The 19,885-nt window shown below is 69.7% G+C and carries 16 protein-coding genes; 6 read left to right on the top strand and 10 right to left on the bottom strand.

Annotated elements, in window-relative coordinates; genetic code table 11:
- Positions 1-10: 10 nt before the first annotated feature.
- The 9 genes from OCJ37_RS14170 to OCJ37_RS14130 form a co-directional block, all read right to left on the bottom strand.
- Entirely contained in the window at positions 11-1,714 is a 1,704-nt protein-coding gene (locus tag OCJ37_RS14170) for a M61 metallopeptidase family protein (protein ID WP_263110259.1), read from the bottom strand.
- The gene (locus OCJ37_RS14165) at positions 1,711-2,151 is read right to left on the bottom strand and encodes a RidA family protein (protein WP_263110257.1); all 441 of its coding nucleotides are present in this window, start codon (positions 2,149-2,151) and stop codon (positions 1,711-1,713) included. Before OCJ37_RS14165 ends, OCJ37_RS14170 begins: the two co-directional genes overlap by 4 nt.
- Positions 2,148-3,422 carry an aminotransferase class V-fold PLP-dependent enzyme gene (locus tag OCJ37_RS14160; RefSeq protein ID WP_263110255.1) on the bottom strand — a complete coding sequence of 425 codons (1,275 nt, stop codon included), beginning with the start codon at positions 3,420-3,422 and terminating at the stop codon, positions 2,148-2,150. The genes OCJ37_RS14165 and OCJ37_RS14160 overlap by 4 nt, the downstream gene beginning before the upstream one ends.
- Positions 3,423-3,450: 28 nt before the next feature.
- A complete protein-coding gene (locus tag OCJ37_RS14155) occupies positions 3,451-3,954 on the bottom strand; it encodes a RidA family protein (protein ID WP_263110253.1) in 504 nt (167 codons plus the stop codon).
- Positions 3,955-3,971: 17 nt separating this feature from the next.
- Positions 3,972-6,008: an amidohydrolase family protein gene (locus tag OCJ37_RS14150; RefSeq protein WP_263110251.1), complete on the bottom strand. Its 2,037-nt coding sequence runs from the start codon at positions 6,006-6,008 to the stop codon at positions 3,972-3,974.
- Positions 6,005-7,489: a S10 family serine carboxypeptidase-like protein gene (locus tag OCJ37_RS14145; protein ID WP_263110249.1), complete on the bottom strand. Its 1,485-nt coding sequence runs from the start codon at positions 7,487-7,489 to the stop codon at positions 6,005-6,007. Before OCJ37_RS14145 ends, OCJ37_RS14150 begins: the two co-directional genes overlap by 4 nt.
- Before the next feature lie 58 nt (positions 7,490-7,547).
- Positions 7,548-9,791, bottom strand: coding sequence for a TonB-dependent receptor (locus tag OCJ37_RS14140; protein ID WP_263110247.1), 2,244 nt, complete (start codon positions 9,789-9,791; stop codon positions 7,548-7,550).
- Between the two features lie 78 nt (positions 9,792-9,869).
- Complete coding sequence (locus OCJ37_RS14135) at positions 9,870-11,390, bottom strand: S10 family peptidase (protein WP_263110245.1); 1,521 nt, start codon at positions 11,388-11,390, stop codon at positions 9,870-9,872.
- A gap of 3 nt (positions 11,391-11,393) precedes the next feature.
- Positions 11,394-12,995, bottom strand: coding sequence for a S10 family serine carboxypeptidase-like protein (locus OCJ37_RS14130; protein WP_263110243.1), 1,602 nt, complete (start codon positions 12,993-12,995; stop codon positions 11,394-11,396).
- Positions 12,996-13,243: 248 nt separating this feature from the next.
- On the opposite strand from OCJ37_RS14130, the gene OCJ37_RS14125 reads away from it, so the two are divergent.
- The 5 genes from OCJ37_RS14125 (at position 13,244) to cyoD (ending at position 18,301) form a co-directional block, all read left to right on the top strand.
- Positions 13,244-14,017: a helix-turn-helix transcriptional regulator gene (locus OCJ37_RS14125; protein ID WP_263110241.1), complete on the top strand. Its 774-nt coding sequence runs from the start codon at positions 13,244-13,246 to the stop codon at positions 14,015-14,017.
- Between the two features lie 377 nt (positions 14,018-14,394).
- On the top strand, positions 14,395-15,336 hold the full coding sequence (cyoA, locus tag OCJ37_RS14120; RefSeq protein ID WP_263110239.1) for a ubiquinol oxidase subunit II: 942 nt from the start codon (positions 14,395-14,397) through the stop codon (positions 15,334-15,336).
- Positions 15,336-17,336 carry a cytochrome o ubiquinol oxidase subunit I gene (gene cyoB / locus OCJ37_RS14115; protein ID WP_263110237.1) on the top strand — a complete coding sequence of 667 codons (2,001 nt, stop codon included), beginning with the start codon at positions 15,336-15,338 and terminating at the stop codon, positions 17,334-17,336. The genes cyoA and cyoB overlap by 1 nt, the downstream gene beginning before the upstream one ends.
- Positions 17,337-17,339: 3 nt before the next feature.
- Complete coding sequence (gene cyoC / locus OCJ37_RS14110; protein ID WP_263110235.1) at positions 17,340-17,963, top strand: cytochrome o ubiquinol oxidase subunit III; 624 nt, start codon at positions 17,340-17,342, stop codon at positions 17,961-17,963.
- A complete protein-coding gene (cyoD, locus tag OCJ37_RS14105) occupies positions 17,963-18,301 on the top strand; it encodes a cytochrome o ubiquinol oxidase subunit IV (RefSeq protein WP_263110234.1) in 339 nt (112 codons plus the stop codon). Before cyoC ends, cyoD begins: the two co-directional genes overlap by 1 nt.
- 151 nt (positions 18,302-18,452) lie before the next feature.
- On the opposite strand, the gene OCJ37_RS14100 is transcribed toward cyoD, so the two are convergent.
- Positions 18,453-19,337 carry an SDR family NAD(P)-dependent oxidoreductase gene (locus tag OCJ37_RS14100; RefSeq protein WP_263110233.1) on the bottom strand — a complete coding sequence of 295 codons (885 nt, stop codon included), beginning with the start codon at positions 19,335-19,337 and terminating at the stop codon, positions 18,453-18,455.
- Here OCJ37_RS14100 and OCJ37_RS14095 point away from each other — a divergent pair.
- Positions 19,336-19,860, top strand: a complete 525-nt coding sequence (locus OCJ37_RS14095; RefSeq protein WP_263110231.1) for a MarR family winged helix-turn-helix transcriptional regulator — start codon at positions 19,336-19,338, stop codon at positions 19,858-19,860. The genes OCJ37_RS14100 and OCJ37_RS14095 overlap by 2 nt on opposite strands.
- Positions 19,861-19,885 lie beyond the last annotated feature (25 nt).

The raw sequence follows: 19,885 nt of genomic DNA, 5'->3' as shown, positions 1-19,885 counted from the left end.
CAGGTGGGGGTCAGAGCGAGCAGCGGGCGGCCAGCGCCGGATCGACGGCGAAACGCCAGGCGTCCACGCGTGCGCTGCGCGGCAGGTAGTCCACCTGCAGCGGCTTGCCGTCGCGCTCCAGTTTCAGCTGCATGCGGGTGTGTTCGTCGGCCATGGCCTGCTCGAGCGGGGTGTATTCGACGATGCGGTCGTTCTCCCGCACGCCGGCACGGGCGGCGGCCGACTCGGGCAGCAGGTTCTTGACCACGCCCATGCGCATGCGGTCGAAGCCCAGTTCGAACGGTTGGTGTGGTGCCGGTACCACGCGGTAGCAGCCGAACGCGGGGGCGGCCGGCACGATCAGTTTGCCGGCGACCATCGCGTCGAAGTCGCTGCCGGCGGTGGCGCCGAGTTCGCGCACCACCATCGCGCGCCATTCGGGCACGCCGACGGTCTCGCCGGCGCGCTGGCGCTTGAGCACCTCCAGCACCAGGTCGTCCACCGAATGCGCCTGCCGGCCATGCTGGCGCAGCTGCGCATCCACGCTCGCCAGGTACATGAAGCCGCGGCCGTAGGGCACGCGCTGGGCGCGCGCGTCCTTCCAGAAGCGTTCGCCGGCCGCGGCGTTGTCGAGCGCGCGGTAGGGGTTGTCGTAGTAGCCGTCGGCGCGGTGGTTGATCGCCTGCAGGAAGGCGTCCTTGGCGTACACGCCGGCGCGCAGCGACAGCAGCAGCGAGTAGAACTCGGCGGTGCCTTCGGTGTACCAGGCGGTGAGCGCATGCTCCTCGCCGTCGAGCTTGGGCCAGGTGTGCGCCATCTCGTGCGCCAGCAGCGCCTGCGGGCCTTCGGCGATGGTCTGGCCCTGCGGCCCGTAGCCGAACATGAAGGAATGCGCCAGGCCGGTGCCGCCGCCGGCCGGATACGGGTTGCGGCGGGCGAAGGCGCGGTAGGCCGAGCCGTCGTCGCCGAAGAAGCGCGCCATGTAGCGGTACAGCTGGCCGGTCTGCGTGGCCAGCAGCTGCGCGTCGAACGGCGGGGTGTCCATCCAGTAGAAGTGGAACACGTCGTCGTCGTTGTCCGGCACCCGCTGCATGGTGCCGACGGCGTAGTAGGAGAAGCGCAGCAGGTCGGTCGGCGCGGTGGTGCGCTGTTCGCCTTCGCCGACGCTCCACACGCCGCGCGCGCCGGCCGGCAGCGCGCTCAGGTCCCAGCGCAGGTGGATCTTGCGCGGCGCTTCGCCCGGCGGCAGCGCCATGAAGTAGACGCCGGCGCCCATCAGGCCGCCGTCCTGCGCGCGCAGGTCGAACAGCGGGCCGTTGCGGGTGTCCACATCGACCTTGCGCGGCGGCGTGGCGTAGTCGACCTCGACGTCGCCGACGCTGGCGCGGGTGGCGAGGTAGTTGCGGTACTTGCCGGACGGGTCCGGGGCTTCGTCGATGGCGCGCAGCGGCAAGGCGCCGCGCGCGTCGCGCACCCGGATCTGTTCGGCGCTGTAGGCGGCGGTCGGCGTGGAGACCAGCTCCACCGGCATCCGCAGCAACGGCGCGCCTGCCGCGACCTTGGGCGCGGGCAGGTGCAGGTGCACCTGCAGCGCGGCGACCTGGCCGGCCTCGACCTTGGGCGTGAGCACCACCTCCAGCGGCACCGGTTCCGCGGGCGGCGCAGCCGCGAGCGCGGCGCAGGCCGGGGTCAGCAACAGGGCGAGGGAAAGCCAGCGGGTTGTGCGTGCGGTCATGGTCGGGTCTGCGGCAGGTAGGCGATGCATTCGATTTCCACCTTCGCGCCCAGCGCCAGCGCGTTGACGCCGATGGCGCTGCGCGCGGGTAGGTGGCCGGGCTTGAAGCGGCGCACGTACAGGGCGTTGAACGCGGGCCATTGCGCCATGTCGGTCAGCATCACCGTGCACTTGGCGACGTCGTCCATGCCGGCGCCGGCCAGGGCCAGGGCGCGGCCGACGTTGTCCAGCGCGTTGTTGGCCTGCGCCGCGAAGTCCTCGGGCAACCCGCCTTGCGCCGCCGTGCCGATCTGGCCGGAGACGTAGAGCGTGTCGCCGGCGCGCACCGCCGCGGAAAACGGCGCGCCGGGCGCGGTGCCGTAATGCTGCAGCGGCGCCGGCGCCGCCTGCGCGGTCCATGGCAGCAACGCGCACAGCAATAGCGGGAATCGCTTCATGACAGGGCCTCGATCAGGCGTTCGACATCGTCGCTGCCGTTGTAGAACGACGGCGACACGCGGAAGTAGTTGCGGTACAGGGTGACGGCGACGCCGGCCGCCTTCAGTTTCGGCGCCAGGCGCTTGCCGACGTCGCGCTGGGCGAAGGACACCAGCGCGGAGCTGGAATCGGGCGGGGTCATCGGTTGGTAGCCGAGCCGCGGGACGGCCTCCTGCAGCCGCGCCAGCAGCGGTTGCCGCCATGCGTGGATGGCGTCCACGCCGACGCGCTCGAGCAGTTCCAGCGAGTTCGCCAGCGCGGCGGCGGCGGAATTGTTGAGCGTGCCGACTTCGATCTTGCCGGCCAGGCCGCCGATCGCCCGGGTCTCCAGCAGCGGCTCGCCGGGCGGGTCGAACGGCAGGAAGTGCGAAACCGTTTCGCCTTCCTGGCGGTAACCCCACACGGTCTGCCGCAGCGCGTCCTGGCTGGCGCGGCGCGCGTACAGCACGCCCAGCCCGAAGTCGCCCATCAGCCATTTGTAGGTGGAACTGGCGGCGAAATCCACGCCGCTGCCGTGCAGGTCGATCGGGGTGTTGCCGGCGGCCTGGATCAGGTCGGCATAGACCAGCGCGCCGCGGCTGTGGGCCAGCTCGCAGACCGCCTTGAGGTCGTGCTGGAAGCCGTTGACGCTGGATACCAGGGTCAGCGCGACCAGGCGCGTGCCCGGAGTGATGGCCTTGTCCAGGTCCTGCAGGCGGATGCGGTTGTCGTGCGGGCGCACCACCTGCACGTCGAGCCCGCGCTTGGCCAGTTCCATGTACATGAACAGCGAGCCGTTGAAGTGATAGGCGTCGGTGACCACGCGCTGGCGGCTGTGCGGGATGCCGAGGCCGTTGAGCACCAGGTTCTCGCCGACCATGGTGCTGGGAATCCACGCCAGTTCGTCGCGCTCGGCATGCAGCAGCCGGCCCAGCGCGGCCATCGCGCGCTCGCGGTCGCCGCCCATGTCGACCTTGTCGGCGCCGGCGTTCATCAGCCGCGCGTCGAGGAAGCCGCGCTGCGCCTGCGCGGCGGCGGTGCTGACCGGATGCATGTAGGCGCCGTTGAGGTAGCAGCCGGCGATCTCGAAGGCGCTGCCGAGGCCGTGCAGGCCGCTTGCGCGAATGGATGCGGCGGCGGGCGCAGGCGCGGCGGCGGCGATGCCGGACAGCGCGGCCGACAGCGGCAGGGCGCCGGCCGCGGCCAGCAGTTGCCGGCGGGTGGGATCGAAACGGGGCGGGCGAGTGTCCATGGTGGCGTTCCGGCAGGCAGCGGTCGGTTCAGTGCAGTTCGGCTTCGGCTTCGATCTCGACCGGGATGCCGAACGGAAGCTCGGCCATGCCGACCGCGCTGCGTGCATGTTGGCCCAGTTCCGGCCCCCACAGTGCCAGCAGCAGGTCCGAGCAGCCGTTGATCACGTTCGGCAGGCGCTGGAAGCCGGGCGCGCAGCGGACCATGCCGAACACGCGCACCCAGCGCTTGACGCGGTCCAGGCTGCCCAGGCTGCGTTCCAGGCTGGCCAGCATCGACAGCGCGGTCTGGCGCGCGGCGGCGTAGCCCTGGGCTTCGTCCAGGTCTTCGCCGATGCGGCCGCCGCCGGCCATGCGCCCGTCCGGGTGTTGCGGGCCGTGGCCGGAGATCAGCACGCGCGTGCCGACCACGTGCACCGGCGCGAACGGCAGGATCACGCCATCGGGCACGCGCAGCGGCGGCGGCAACGCCAGGCCCAGCGCGCGCAGGCGCGCGGACACGGTGTCGGAGGAGGCGGAATGGGGGATGGGCATAGGTCGGGGGATCGGATTCATTGGATGTGCTTGGGGGCCGGCGCGAACGGTTCCACGCCCAGGGCGCGGTAGATCTCGGCGGGCAGGTACAGCTGCCGGTCCTTCACCACCAGCGCGGGCCGGCGGATCGCGGCGATGTCGGCGGTCGGGTCGCTGGGCAGCAGCACGAAGTCGGCCTGCTTGCCCGGATGCACGCTGCCGAGCCGGTCACTGCGGCCGAAATGCTGCTCGCTCTGCCAGGTACCGGCGCGCAGCGCCTGCTGCGGGGTCAGCCCGGCGGCGACGTACAGCTCCAGTTCGCGGTGCACGGTGAAGCCGGTGGTGTCGTCGGTGCCGGGCAGCAGCACGGTGCCCTGCCGGTGCAGGCGTCCGATCAGCTGCAGCGTCTTGTCCAGCGCCTGGCGGTAGCGCGCGTCGGCCTGCGCGTCGAGATCGGGCACGAAGGTGCGCTGGCGGTAGCGCTGGTAGGCGATCGGCATGTGCGACAGGTACGGCGCGTCGGCGGGCAGCACGCTGCCGGCGCGGCTGAGCATCAGCCGTTCCAGGATCACTTCGGTGGTGTCCAGGGCGATGTCGCGCTGGCGCATCAGGTCCAGCGTGCGGCGCACCTGCGGCGCGTCCAGGTCGAGGCCGGCGACGCGCTGCATCGCGGTCAGCCGCAGCGGCGTGCGCGTGTCCTCGTGCGGAGCCAGCACCCAGCCGAGCATCAGCTGGTTGATGTGGGTGATCTCGTCGTAGCCGGCGGCGATCATCGCGTCGGCGTTGGTGAAGGCCGGAATGTGGCCGGTGACGCCCATGCCCAGCGCGTGCGCGCGCTCGGCGATCGGCGCCACCCAGGCCGGGTTCATCGAGTTGTAGAGCTTGATCTGCCAGTAGCCGTGGTCCTTGTACCAGGCGACGTCCTTCAGCGCGTCGTCGAGCGTGTCGACGACGAAGCCGTTGCGCGCCGAATACGCGCTGCGGCCTTCGAGGAAGCCGTTGCGGACGATGCGCGGGCCGGCGATCTCGCCGCGGTCGATGCGCGCGACGAGGTCGAGCAGGAACGTGTTGTCGTTGCCCATGTCGCGGGTGTTGGTGACGCCCGCGGCCAGGTACCACAGCCCCGAGGACAGGGTGCTGTGCGAATGCATGTCGTGCAGGCCCGGGATCACCGTGCCGCCGCCGCCGTCGTAGACGCGGTCGCCGGGCGCCGGCCGCCATTGCGCGTCCACCGAGACGATGTGCCCGTCGGCGACGTGGATGTTGACCGCATCGCTGCGCAGCCCGTTGACCGGATCGAACACGTGCACGTTGCGCAGCCACAGGCCGCGCTCCAGCGGATGCGCGAGCTGGCGCTGCAGGGCCTGCGCATGCGCCAGTTGCTGCGCCTTGACCGCATCGGTCAGCGTGCCCAGTTGCGCCTGGTAGCCCTCGCGGATCGCCACCGCGTCGTCGTCGAGGTCGGCCAGCAACGCGTCGTTCGCATCGATGGCGAGGTAGTGCGGTTCCAAGTCCAGGCCGGACAGCCGCAGCAGCCGTGCCTGCACCGGCGGCGCGCCGGTGGCGCCCGGCAGCGCGAGCGTGCCGACCAGCGCGAGCTGCATGCGGCCGTTGGGCAGCACGTCCAGGCGCTGGCCGGGCGCGGCCAGCAGGGCCTTGGCGTAGGTCCACTTCGCCCACGGGCTGCTGTCGTTGGTGACGTACAGCTTCGGTTGCGGCTGCGGCGTACGCCCGCGGTCGGCCTGGCTGCTCCATTCGGCGACGCCGTCGTGCCAGCGGTAGCGCTCGGCGACCTGGCCGCCCATCAGCGAGGTGCCGGCGACGGTCCACGCCAGCGGCAGCGCGTGTTCGCCGAGCACGATCGTCTCGTGGTGCTTGGGGCCGCGGCCGTTGTTGTCGACGTGGTAGTCGACCTCGTAGGTGTCGCCGTGCGCGGACGCCTTCAGGTAGCCGACGGTCTCGCCGTTGGCGATCAGCACCAGCGACTGCGGCGCCGGTGTCGGCGCCGACGCGGCATGGGCGGCGAACGCGCAGGCCGAGGCCAGGGTGGCGGCCAGCAGCCGCGTGCGGGTCATTTCAGGAAATCCTTCAGCAGGGTGTGCAGCTGCGGGCGCAGCGCTTCTTCGGCGAACACGGCATGGCCGCTGGGCAGGAGGCGGAACTCGATGCGCGCCGGATCCAGCGCGCTGTGGTGCAGCGCATACCACGGGCCGAGCGCGGGCACGGCCAGGTCGTAGTAGCCGTTGAGCGCCAGCACCCGGAAGTCGGGGTTGGCCTGCGCCAGCCGCGCCAGGTTCGGCGTGGGATTGAAGCGCATCGCGGCGCCGAACGGGCGCGGGCCGGCGCCGTCGTCGGCGGCGAAGCGCCAGGCCATGGCGATGTCGATGTCCAGGCTCACGTAGTCGTGCGGCAGCCCGGCGCCGAACAGGCCGTGCAGGTAGTCGGCCATCACCGTGGAGTGGATCCGGTTGCTGCGGCCGAGGTTGAGCGCCGGATCGTTGGCGGCCGAGAGCCGGCCGTTGTCGGCTGCCTGTGGGGCCGGCAGGGGCGCGACGATGCGGCTGTCGAGCCGGCCGATCTGCCGGCCATCGGCGGCCAGCAGGCCGAGCCGGAAGGTCTCCACGTCCGGACGCAGGTCGGCGGCCAGAACAGCCTGTGGCGGCAGGCCCAGCAGCGCGGCCAGGCGCGCGGCCATGCGGCTGCGCGCGTCGGCCGGCAAGGCGCTGCCCTGCAGCAGCGCCTGCGCGTAGTCGCCGAGCGCGAACGACCGCGCCTGCGCATAGACCTGTTCCACCGGCTGCCCGGCCAATTCGCCCTTGCCGTGGGCCGCGGCGGCGACGGCCAACGCGGGCAGGTCGAACATCGCGCGCAGGTCGTTGCCGGCGCTGTCGTCGCCGCTGGTGGCATCGAGCAGCGGCGAGACCAGCAGCGCCCCGGCCGGACGCAGGTCGCCGATCTCGGCGGCGAGCAGGGCGAGGCGGTAGCCGCCATAGCTTTCGCCGGCGACGTACAGCGGCGCGCGTTCGCGCCCGTGCGCCTTGCGCCAGTGCCGGATCATCGCCGCCACGGCCTTGGCGTCGCCATGGTCGGACCAGTAGCGCTCGCGCGCGGCGGCGTCGGCGGGCGCCCGGCTGAAGCCGGTGCCGGGCGGATCGATGAACACCAGGTCGGCGGCGTCGAGAATGCTGTGCGGATTGGCGACCAGCGTCTGCCGCGTGCCGTCGCGCACGCGCAGCAGCGGGCCGAGGCCTTCCACCTGCAGCACCGACGACGCGCCGGGCCCGCCATTGAAGGCGAACAACAGCGGCCGCGTGCCGGCGTCGGCGCGCTCGGCCAGGTAGCCGATGGCGCTGATCGAGGCGGCGGGCGTGCCGTCGGCGCCGGGCAGATCGAGTTGGTCGAAGCTGACCCGGTAGCGCAGCCGCTGCTCGCCGAGGCGGGCCTGCTTCGGGCTGGACAGCAACGTCGGCTGGGCGACCGGCGCCGCGTCGGCGGCGACGGCGGCGATCGGCAGCGCGGCAACCAGCAGCGCCACCAGGCCATGCATCCATTTCATCGGGACATTCCGCAACGGGGGGAAAGGCCGGCCGCCGCGCGGCGGCCGGCAGCGCACATCAATAGTCCCAGGCCACGGTCACGCCGACCGTGCGCGGCTGGATCAGCGTCGCCCCGAGCGGCGAGCCGGCCAGCGAGCCGCGGCGGTTGGCGTTGATGTAGCCGACCTCGTCGGTGAGGTTGCGCACGTACAGCGTGGCGCTCCAGGCCTGGCCCTGCACGCCGGCGTTGAGGCCGACGGTGGTGTAGCTGGGCAGGTGGATGCGCGGGATGTTGGCCGAGGTGGTGAACTCCATGTCGCGCTCGCCCATGTAGGCCACGTCGGCGCCGAGGAAGCCTTCCAGGTTGTCGCCCAGCGCGAAGTAGCGCTTGAGCGAGGCTGCGGCGCTGTTGCGCGCCGAGTACGGCAGGCGATCGCCGTCCCTGCCGTAGGCGGAGGAACCCTCGACGTAGCCGGGGATGTCCTCGGCCAGGCTGGCGTCGGTGTAGGCGTAGCTGGCGGTGACTTTCCAGTCGGCCGTCGGCACCCAGGTGGCGGACAGTTCCAGGCCCTGGCTGGTGGCCTTGCCGGCGTTGGTGGTGTAGCTGCTGCCCAGGGTCGGCTCGACCTGCGAGATCTGCAGATCGCTCCAGTCGATATGGAACAGCGCCGCGTCCAGGCTCAGCGAACGGTCCAGCAGCTGCGTCTTCAGGCCCAGCTCGTAGCTCCACAGGCTGTCGGAGTCGTAGGAGAACGGGATGTTGGCCACCAGCGTGCCGTTGCTGCCGCCGGCGCGGTAGCCGGAGGCCACGCGCAGGTAAGCCATCAGCTCGTCGTTGAAGCGGTAGCGCGGCGAGAACAGGTAGGTGGTGGCGCTGTCCTTGTTGCTGTCGAAGGTCTGGGTCGGGTCCTGCAGCAGGCCGCCGGTGTCGCTGTTCTCGCGCAGGCTGTTGCGCGCGTAGCGGGCGCCGAGCTGGATGTCGAACTGCGGGGTGAAGTGGTAGGTGGCGTCGGCGTACACGGCCTTTTCGCGGTAGCTGCTGTCGCCCAGCGAGACCAGCAGCGGGAAGTCGCGGTAGATGGTGCCGCTGCGCTTGTCGGCGATGTAGAAGTTCTGCGTGCTCTTGGCTTCCTCGTCGCTGTAGAACGCGCCGGCCTGCCAGTCCAGCGCGCGTTCGCCCTGCGAGACCAGCCGCACTTCCTGGGTGGTGCGGTCGGTGTTGTAGCGGTTGTCGATCAGCGAGCTGGGGGTGTCGCTGTCCAGGCCGAAGATGCCGGCGAACACCGGCGCGAGCCGGCCGATGGTGGTGTAGCCCACGTCCTGGTAGGCACGGCTGCGATGCTGGGCGTAGCCGCTGATGCTGTCCAGCGTGGCCCAGCCCAGGTCCCAGCTGACCTTGGTGGTGTAGAAGCGCACCTGGCCCTTGAAGGTGTCGCCGCCACGGATGCGGTCGTGGCGGTACTGGCCGAACAGCGGATGCAGGTCGGGATCGGTATCGACCACCGAGCTGGAGCCGGTCTCGGTGTCCTGGAACAGCGCCGAGGAGCGCACGGTCACCGTGTCGGTGACGTTCCACAGCGCCGAGACGCGGCCGCCGCGCACCTGGCTGTCGTTCTCGTCGCCGCCGTTGGCGTTGCGGATGAAGTCCGGGTCCTGGCGCTGGAACAGGCTGACCCGCAGCGCGAAGCGATCGGAGAACGGCAGGTTCACCGAGGTGCGCGCGTTGTAGCCGGAGCCGCCGTGCGCGGCGCTGGAGCCGCCGGCCTCGACCCGGCCGAAGGTCGCGCCGGTGTCGGCATCGGCCATCACGTACTTGATCAGCCCGCCCATGCTGCTGGCGCCGTACAGCGTGCCCTGCGGGCCGCGCAGCACTTCGATCTGCTGCAGGTCCGACGGGTCCAGGTCGGGGATCGCGCCGGTGCTGAGCGCCGACCCGTAGGGCACGTCGTCGATGACGATGCCCGAGGTCGGGCGGCTGCCGAGGCCGGAATCGGTGGCGATGCCGCGCAGCACGATGTTGCTGCTCATCGGCGACTGGATGTAGGACAGGCCGGGCAACTGGGCGAAATAGTCGGCCAGCTTGTAGCTGCCTTCGCTGCTCATCTTCTCGGTGTTGAGCACCTGCACCGACATCGGCACGTCCTGCAGGCGCTCGCTGCGCTTCTGCGCGGTCACGGTGATGGTGTCCAGCTGCTTGGCGGCGGCCGCGCCGTCGTCCTGCTGGGCGAGCGCGACGGACGGCAGCAGCAGGAGCGCGCTGGCCGGGCAGCGCAGCACGCGCGAAATGACCTGGGAAAGACGATGGCGGGCAACGGATGACATGGGCGGACTCGCTGGCTGGCGGTGGGCGGGGTGGGGTGGATGGAGCGCGAACGGCGGGTGCTGCGGTACTGCGGAATGTCACCAGGTGCGGCGCACCATCTGCCGGATGTCCTGCGCGAGGTCGGCGGCGCTGCGTTCGACCGTGTACATCATGTGTCCGCCCTCGTAGTAGCGGGTGCGCACCTGCTGCATCGGGAAGCCCGATTGCGCGGCGAGGTAGTCCATCGCGCCGAGCGTGGTCTGGCTGTCGTAGTAGCCGTTGCCGACCAGCAGCCGGCACGTCGGATTGGACGCCAGCAGCTCGCGCAGCTGCCCGACCCACGGGTAGTCGCCGAACGGCGACTTGTTGGCGTCCCAGTCCCAGGCGTTGAAGTCGCTGGAGGTCGGCAGCGCGGTGGAATAGCGGCCGGCCTGCGCCGGCACCTTCAGCACCTGCCGGTAATAGCGCTCGGCCACGGCGTTGTAGTCGGGCATGCTGCTGGAGTGGCCCTGCGCATCGAGCAGGTAGCGGCCATCGCTGGCCGACAGGATCCGCCCTGGGAACAGCTGCCGCGCATAGGCGACCTTGGAGACCTTCAGGTCGGCCTGCAGCCAGGCCTGCGCCGGCAGGCCGGTGAAGCCTTGCAGTGCCTGCGCCACCTCTTCGCGTTGCTGCGCGCTGGCGCGGTTGCCGAGGAACAGCGTGGTCAGGTAGCGGTCGCGGCCGTACGCGGCCGCCGCATCGACGAACTGCGCCAGGCTGCGCCCGCCGCGATCGACCTTGCCGTGGTACCAGCCGAGCGCGGCCAGGGTCGGCAGCGACACCGCGTAGCTGACGATGTTGTCGCGCCGCTGCGCGTATTCGAGGATGTTGGCGGCCTGGCCGAGCAGGATGATGCCGTCCACCGCGGTGCCGGCGGCCTTCAGTTGCGCGGCCGCTTCCGGCGCGCGCAAGGTGCCGTAGCTTTCGCCCAGCAGGTACACCGGCGCGCCGCGGCGGCCGTGCCGGTCCAGCCATGCCGTCACCAGCTGCGCGAGCTGGCGCGCGTCGGCGCGGGTGGAGAACTGGCTGCTCGGCGCCACGCCGTCGGCGACCCGGCTGTAGCCGGTGCTGGCCGGATCGAAGATGACGATGTCGGCCGCGTCCAGCGGCGAATGGCGGTTGTCCACCAGCCTGAAACCGGCGGCAGCGGCGTGCAGGTCGTCGGGCACGGCCAGCCGCTGCGGGCCGAGCAGGCCGAAATGCAGCGGCGTGCTGGCGGCGATCGGGCCGCCGTTGAAGGCGAAGATCACCGGCCGCGCGCCGTCGGCGGACGTGGCGACGTAGGCGGTGGAGACCAGGCGCGCCGCCGGGCGTCCGTCGGCGTCGTTCGTGGCATACGTTTCCACCGTCGCGACGTAGTCGATGCGCTGGCCGTTGAACGTGCCGCGGTGGTGCGTGGTCACCGGCGTCGGCAGCGTCACCCGGTCCAGCGTGGCCGGATCGACGAAGCCCGGCTCGGCGGCGTGCGCGCCGCCGGCGGCCAGCATCGCCGCCAGGGCCAGGGCCAGCGCCAGCATCGGCAACGGCGAGCGGGTCTTCGGCGGCACGGGGCCGGGGCGTGCGGTCGTCGGGCGCATGGGCTAGTCCGTGCTGGGAAGGGGAGCGGAGGCGGCGAGGAACTGCTCGAACGCGCGGCGGCCCTGGGCACGGCTGGCGCGTTCGGAGTACCACATGTGCCCGCCCTGCAGGCACAGGTTGGTCACCCGCGCGGCGTAGCGCGGGCCGGCGGCGCGGGTGGTTTCCACCGAGCTTTCGCACGGCCAGCCGTCGTAGCGGCCGCGCAGGGTCAGCACGCGCAGCTGCGGGTCCTGGTCCATCGCCTTGCGCAGCGGCGCATCCGCGCCGGTGGGAATCTTCTGCGCGAAATCCCAGCGCTGCGCCATCCAGTCGTCCGGCATGCCGGTCTTCGGGTCGGTGTGGCGCGGCAGCGGATGCAGCACGTCGCCGAACGGGCCGCGATACGCCAGGTCGCTCTCGAAGCCGAGCTGCTGGCGCAGGTAGCGGTTGAACACGCGCGAGGTGCCGTTCATCAGCCCGGCCATCGGCATCAGGCTCGGGTCGATCCCGGGCATCCACGGCGCGTCCTTGGCGCGCCGCGGCGCGGTCATGCGCAGGTCGTAGCGGCCCAGTTCGCGCCCCTGGTCGGCGAGCAGGCGGTCGGCGAAGTCGGCGGTGGACACGGTCAGCTGCTTGGCATCGATGTCCTGCGCGCGCAGGCCGGTGAAGCGCACCAGCCCGTCAAGAATCCGCTGCCGCGCCTGCGGCGCCTGCGTGGCCGCGGTGGCCAGGAACGGCAGGTAGTCGTGCTGCATCCACGCCTGCGCCCGGGCCACCGCCGTCGCCGCGTCGAGCGCCTGCAGCGTGGCGTCCAGGCGCCGGTGGTAGTGCGCTGCGGCGGTGAACTGCGGCAGGTTCAGCGCGTCCTCCGGATACGCCGCCGGCGGCGCGCCCAGGTCGAGGTTGTAGGACACCAGCACCACGCCGCGCACCGGCATGCCGCGGCGCTCCAATATCTCGGCGACCAGCATCGCGCGGGTCACGCCGTAGCTTTCGCCGGCCAGGTACAGCGGGCGGTCCCAGGCGTCGTGGCGGGCCAGGTAGACCCGGATCGCCTCGGCGATCACTTCCGCATCGCCATGCGCGGCATACAGCAGCGGCAGGTCCTTGGCCTCGACCGCGCGGCTGTAGCCGGTGCCGACCGGATCGACGAACACCAGATCGCTGGCCCCCAGCCAGCTGTCGGCGTTGTCGACCAGCGGCCGTTCGCTCTGCGCCGGCGTCCAGTCCGGCAGGCGGTCGGCGGTGTCCAGGCGCCGCGGGCCCACGCCCATGTGCAGCTGCGCGGCGTTGGAGCCGGGGCCGCCGTTCCACAGGAAGGTCAACGGCCGCGCCTGGCTGGCCGCGTCGGCGAGGCCGTAGCCGACGAAGAACACCGAGGCCTGCAGGCGCCCGGTCGCGTCTTCCAGGATCGGCAGCAGGCCGGCCTCGGCCGTGTAGCGCAGCGTGCCCTGGCCTTCGATGGCGACGCTGCCGGCCGAGCGCACCTGCACGTCGGCATGCGCCGGGACCGCCGCCGCAACCGCGCCGACGCCGGCCAGCCACAGCGCCGCCGCGGCCCCGAACGGACGCAGCCAGGCATTGGCGCGACAGCACGATCTGGCGGACGGCGCGGACGTCGGCATGGGCGGCTCGGTGGTTCCCCTGGTGACGCGTGGCTGGACGCCCGTTGCGTGGGCGGCGGCGGCCCCCCTGGCCGTCGCGATGCTGCTTCAACAGTTTGTTGATATAGAAAAATAATTTGTATGTCAAGACCGCGTCACGATCTTCGTGTGCCGATCCGCGCGATGCGCCGTTGTCTCGACGCCCGCGGACGCAGCCGGCAAGATGGCTGGTGCACCTTCGCCAGGCATTCCTCGGAACGGACGATTCAATGGCAACAGCGAAAAACGGCAGGGCGCCGGCCGCCAGGCGCAAGCGCGCCCAGGCGGCGCCTGCGCAAGGGCTGGGGGAGGGCGTGCAGGTGCGCGACCTGTTCGCGTTGCTCGAACCGGTGGTGACCCTGCTCGGCGCGGTGATCGGCGAGAACATCGAAGTGGTGCTGCACGACCTGTCCAGGCCCGATGCGTCGGTGCTGGCCATCGCCAACGGCCATGTGTCCGGACGCAACCTCGGCGACCCGATCCTCAGCGGCCCGCGCGAGGACGCCGGCTTCAGCGAGCTCTACCGCGACGTCGAGGGCACCGGCCGGATCAGCTGGTCGATCGTCGACGAGTACCAGACCACCAACGCCGCCGGCCGCCACCTGCGTTCGGCCACCCTGCTGTTCCGCGACGGCGCCGGCCTGCCGGTGGCCGCGCTGTGCCTCAATGCCGACATGACCGTGTTCGAGATGGCCCACGGCTGGCTGGAGCAGATGCTGCACCGGAAGGCCAGGCCGCCGCGCAGCGAGGCCCCCGCCGGGGAGGTCGGCCTGGAGGCGATGATGCAGGAGATCATCGACGACGCGGTCAAGCGCTTCATGAAGCCGCCGGCGCTGATGAACAAGGAAGAGAAGATGTACGCGGTGGAGGCGATGATGCATCGCGGCCTGTTCCTGATCCGCAACAGCGTGGAGCAGGTGGCGGCGGCACTGGGGGTCAGCCGCTTCACCATCTACAACTACATCGAGCAGATCAAGCAGAAGAAGGCGGCGGCGCCGCGCTAGGTCCGACCGGCTTGACGCCGTTGCTGCGGCTGCCGTCGGCCGGTGGCTACCGGCGCCTGGCCAGGGCAGGTGCCTTCGCCCAAGACAGGCGCGCCGCCGTGCCTCTCCAATTGTGACGGAACGGCGGCATTGCCCGCGCGGTGGAGCGGATGCGGCGATCCGCCGCACCCAGGTGCGGCAATGTGTCGCACGCAAAAACACGCCTGTGCGCACGCTCGGCCTTGTCAATGGCTTTCGGAGATGCCGCAGGGCAGCATAAAATGCGTGGTCGATCGCGCATGCCGGCCAGGACGCCGCAGGAAACGTGGAAACGCCGCTCTGCGCCGCTCCCGTTCGCCATTGCGCGGTCCGCATCCCCTACGCAATTGGATCGTTCGATGATTCCGTTGAAACAACTCCGGCGCTCGCTGCGCTCCGGCCTGTTGCTCCTGCCCGCATTGCTGCTGGCCGGGTGCGACTCGGCCATCCTCAACCCCAAGGGGCAGATCGGCCACGACGAAAAGACGTTGCTGATCACCTCGGTGGTGCTGATGCTGCTGGTGGTGATCCCGGTCATCGTGATGACCCTGGCCTTCGCCTGGCGTTACCGCGCCTCCAACACCAAGGCCCGCTACGAGCCGAACTGGTCGCACTCCACCGCGATCGAGGTGGTGGTGTGGTCGATCCCGTGCATGATCATCCTGGTGCTGGCGGTGCTGACCTGGCGCTCCTCGCATGCGCTGGACCCGTACAAGCCGCTGGAGTCGGACGTGAAGCCGATCGTCATCGAGGCGGTGGCGCTGGACTGGAAGTGGATGTTCATCTACCCGGAGCAGGGCATCGCCACGGTCAACGAGATCGCGTTCCCGGTGGATACGCCGCTGAACTTCAGGATCACCTCCGATACGGTGATGAACTCGTTCTTCATCCCGCACCTGGGCACGCAGATCTACGCGATGGCCGGCATGGAGACCAAGCTGCACCTGATCGCCAACGAGCCGGGCGACTACTTCGGCCTGTCGGCGAACTACAGCGGCCACGGCTTCTCGAAGATGGCCTTCACCGCGCACGCCACCGACCAGGCCGGCTTCGACGCCTGGGTGGCCAAGGTCAAGGCCGCGCCGAAGGCGCTGGACCAGACCGAGTTCCAGGTCCTGGCCGCCAACCGCAACGACAAGGCGCAGTACCCGGTGACCTACTACTCGTCGGTGCAGGACGGCATGTTCAAGTCGCTGATCGACAAATACATGATGGGCAAGGGCCACCACATGGAAGGCCACGACGACCATCCGGCATCGGCTGCTGAGCCGGTCGCCATGTGCACTTCTGGAGACAAGTGATGCTAGGCAAACTCACGCTCGAGGCGGTTCCGTACCACGAGCCGATCATCATGGGCGCCCTCGCCGGCGCCGGCCTGCTCGGCCTGCTGATCGCCGCGGCGATCACCAAGTACAAGAAGTGGGGCTACCTCTGGCACGAATGGTTCACCTCGGTGGACCACAAGCGCATCGGCGTCATGTACATCATCGTGGCGCTGGTGATGCTGCTGCGCGGCTTCGCCGACGCGGCGATGATGCGCACCCAGCAGGCGATCGCGCATGGCGGCAACGAGGGCATCCTGCCGCCGCACCACTACGACCAGATCTTCACCGCGCACGGCGTGATCATGATCTTCTTCATGGCCATGCCGTTCATGACCGGCCTGCTGAACCTGATCGTGCCGCTGCAGATCGGCGCGCGCGACGTGGCGTTCCCGTTCCTGAACTCGCTGAGCTTCTGGCTGTTCGTGGCCGGCGCGGCGCTGATCAACATCTCGCTGGGCGTGGGCGAGTTCGCGCAGACCGGCTGGCTGGCGTATCCGCCGTTGTCCGGGCTCGAATACAGTCCCGGGGTCGGCGTGGACTACTACATCTGGGCCCTGCAGATATCCGGCCTGGGCACCTTGCTGACCGGCATCAACTTCTTCGTGACGATCATGCGCATGCGCACGCCGGGCATGACCCTGATGCGCATGCCGATCTTCACCTGGACCGCGCTGATCACCAACATCCTGATCATCGCCGCATTCCCGATCCTGACCGTGGCGCTGGCGCTGCTGGGCGCCGACCGCTACCTGGGCACGCACTTCTTCACCAACGACGGCGGCGGCAACGCCATGATGTACGTCAACCTGATCTGGATCTGGGGCCACCCGGAGGTCTACATCCTGATCCTGCCGGCGTTCGGCATCTTCTCCGAACTGATCGCCACGTACAGCCGCAAGCGCCTGTTCGGCTACACCTCGATGGTCTACGCCACCTCGTGCATCGGCGTGCTGTCCTTCATCGTGTGGCTGCACCACTTCTTCACGATGGGCTCGGGCGCCAACGTCAATGCGTTCTTCGGCATCACCACGATGATCATCTCCATCCCCACCGGGGTGAAGATCTTCAACTGGCTGTTCACCATGTTCCGCGGCCGCGTGCACATGACCTCGCCGGTGCTGTGGACGATCGGCTTCATCATCACCTTCACCATCGGCGGCATGACCGGGGTGATGCTGGCGATCCCGGCGGTGGACTTCGTGCTGCACAACAGCCTGTTCCTGATCGCCCACTTCCACAACGTGATCATCGGCGGCGTGGTGTTCGGCTACCTGGCCGGCCTGACCTACTGGTTCCCGAAGGCGTTCGGCTTCAAGCTCAACGAGACGCTGGGCAAGGCCTCGTTCTGGTGCTGGATCATCGGCTTCTTCGTCGCCTTCATGCCGCTGTACGTGCTCGGCTTCATGGGCATGACCCGGCGCATGAACAGCTACAACCATCCGGAGTGGGCGCCGTGGCTGATGGTGGCCGCGGCCGGCGCGGCGATCATCGGCATCGGCATCTTCCTGAACCTGGTGCAGATCGGCTACAGCGTCTGGAAGCGCAAGGACAACCTGGACCTGACCGGCGATCCGTGGGACGGCCGCACCCTGGAGTGGGCGACCTCCTCGCCGCCGCCGTTCTACAACTTCGCCGTGCTGCCGCACGTCGACGACCGCGACCAGTTCTGGGAAGACAAGCTCAAGGGCAAGGGCTGGACGCGTCCGGCCAAGTACGAAGCGATCCACATGCCGCGCAACACCGCGGCCGGGTTCTGGATCGGCGCCTTCAGCGTGGTGCTGGGCTTCGGCTTGATCTGGCACATCTGGTGGATGGCGATCATCGGCCTGGTCGGCATGATCGGCAGCTTCATCGCGCGTACGTTCGACGACGACGTCGACTACTGGGTCCCGGCGGAAGAGGTGGAACGCATCGAGAACGCGCGTTTCGCCCTGCTGGAGCAGCAACAGGCGGCGCTGGCCGCAAAGGCGGTCTGAACCATGTCCACCACGACGATTGAGAGCCACGCCGTCCACGCCGACGGCCACGACGACCACGCCCACCACGACAGCGGCGGCAACACCGTGTTCGGGTTCTGGGTCTACCTGATGAGCGACTGCCTCATCTTCGCCGGCCTGTTCGCCACCTATGCGGTGCTGGCCGGCGCGACGGTGGACGGTCCCACCGCCAAGGAACTGTTCGACCTGAAGTTCGTGCTGGTGGAAACCTTCCTGCTGCTGTTCAGCAGCCTGAGCTTCGGCCTGGCGATGATCTCCGCGCACAAGCGCAGCCTGGGCGGCCTGTACGGCTGGCTGGCGGTCACCGCGGCGCTGGGCCTGGGCTTCCTGGGCATGGAAATCTACGAATTCCATCACCTGATCGAAGAGGGCGCCGGTCCGGGCCGCAGCGCGTTCCTGTCCGCGTTCTTCACCCTGGTCGGCACCCACGGCCTGCACGTGGCCTCCGGCCTGCTGTGGATGGCGGTGCTGGTGATCCAGATCGCCAGGAACGGCCTGACTCCGCGCAACACCACCCGCCTGGCGTGCCTGAGCCTGTTCTGGCACTTCCTGGACGTGATCTGGATCGGCGTGTTCACCATCGTCTACCTGCTGGGAGCGCTGTAATGGCCAACCACCATCCTTCCGACGCACACGCCGAGCAATCGCACGGCGGCGGCCTGAAGTCCTATCTGATCGGCTTCGTGATGGCGGTGATCCTCACCGTGATCCCGTTCGGCATGGTCATGAGCGGCGCGTTCCCCAAGGGCGTGACCGTCGTCGTCATCGCGGTGCTGGCCGCGGTGCAGATGCTGGTGCACCTGATCTACTTCCTGCACATGGACCGCTCCGCCGAGCAGCGCTCCAACGTGCACGTGGGCCTGTTCTCGCTGCTGATCATCGGCATCGTGGTGATCGGCTCGCTGTGGGTCATGCACAACCTCAACGTCAACATGATGCATTGAGGGCGCGCACGCGCAAGGCATGCTCACGTCGTCCGCGTGAGCGCAAGAAGGCCGCCTCCGGGCGGCCTTTTTCGTTGCGGCGCAGGCGTGCTCCTTGTTGGCGATCGCGTGGGCCGCGCCAGTCGAGAGGTATCGCGCGTGGGCGCCGCGTTCACCGCGCAGGGGCGGGTGCGACGAACCGGGCAAGCAGGTCGGCCGTCGCATCCCACAACTGCCGCCTTGCCGCGTCGCTGTTCCCCGGCCCCCACGGGGTCAGCGCGCGGACATGCTTCGCCGACACATAGGCGCCGGTCTGGCGGCCGAAAACCGGATCGACCGCAAGCCGTACGATGCCGTCGGCGCCGTGTCGGGGATCGCCGATGTCGAACCATTGCAGCAGCCTGGCCAGCGGCCGTGCGAAGCCCAATTCCCGGCCGAGGCTGGTGACGTTGAAACCGGGGCACAGGCAGTTGACCGTCACCCCGCTGCCGCGAAGCCGACGCGCCAGCTCCAGGGAAAACATGATGTCCAGCAGCTTGCTGCGGCCATAGATCCGCGAGGATCCGCGTACGCCGAAAGGGGCGATGTCCAGCAGGTCGCGTTCGATGGCCAGGGGGCCGCTATGGCGGGAGGCCTCCGAGCCGACCGTGACGACGCGCGACGGCGCGGAATGCAACAGGGTTTCCTGCAGGATATGGGTCAGCAGCCACGGGGCGAAGTAGTTGACCGCGATCATTTCCGCATAGCCGTCCTTGCTGACGCGCTGCTGGAAGGCATGCAGTCCTGCGTTGTTGATCAGCACGTCGATGCGGGGATGCTGCCGGGCGATCGCCCTGCTGGTCGCCGCGACTGCCGAAAGATCGGAAAAATCCACATAATGCACATCGACCGGCGTGGCCGGAGCGGCGGCCTGGATCGCGGAGCGGGTCCTGTCCGCTTTGACCTGGCTGCGTGCGGTGAGCACCAGGCGTGCTCCGCGGCGTGCCAGCGCCAGCGCGGCCAGCTGGCCGATGCCATCGGTCGCGCCGGTGATGAGGATCGTGGGAAGGGTGGGCATGGCGGGCATCGGTTTGGTTGATATATATCAACTAAATCACGAATGCTGCGGCGTGTCCATGCGCACTTTTGATGCATGCGGAGAGAACATGGGCAGACGTCATGCGGCACTGGTCGGGGAGTTGGGCGGCGAGCTGAGCGCCTTGCTGGCGGCGTCGCGCGCGGTCATGGCCGCGTCGGCCGCGCGTTTCCACCCCGATCTGCAGCCCGCCGCGTATCAGCTGGCCGCTGCGCTCGCGCGCCATGGTCCCAGCAAGGCCGGGCGCCTGGCCGAGTTGCTCGGCATGGACAAGAGCGCGGTCAGCCGGCTGGCGAAGTCGCTGAGCGAGCACCGGTTGGTGAAGGCGATGGCCGATCCGGACGACGGCCGCGGAACCGTGTACCGCCTGACCGATGCGGGCGACCGGCGCCTGCAGGCGGCCGATGCGGTCAAGGCCGAGATGTTCCTGGCGCGCCTGGCGCACTGGGACGATGCCGAGCTGGCGCAGCTGGTGGCACTGCTCGGGAAGCTCAATCGCGCCTGAAGCGCCGTCGCGCTGCCTGCGGCAG

The sequence above is a fragment of the Xanthomonas sp. AM6 genome (assembly GCF_025665335.1).
In the GTDB taxonomy this organism is placed as follows: Bacteria; Pseudomonadota; Gammaproteobacteria; order Xanthomonadales; family Xanthomonadaceae; genus Xanthomonas_A.
This window is presented reverse-complemented; position numbering and strand designations above follow the sequence as displayed.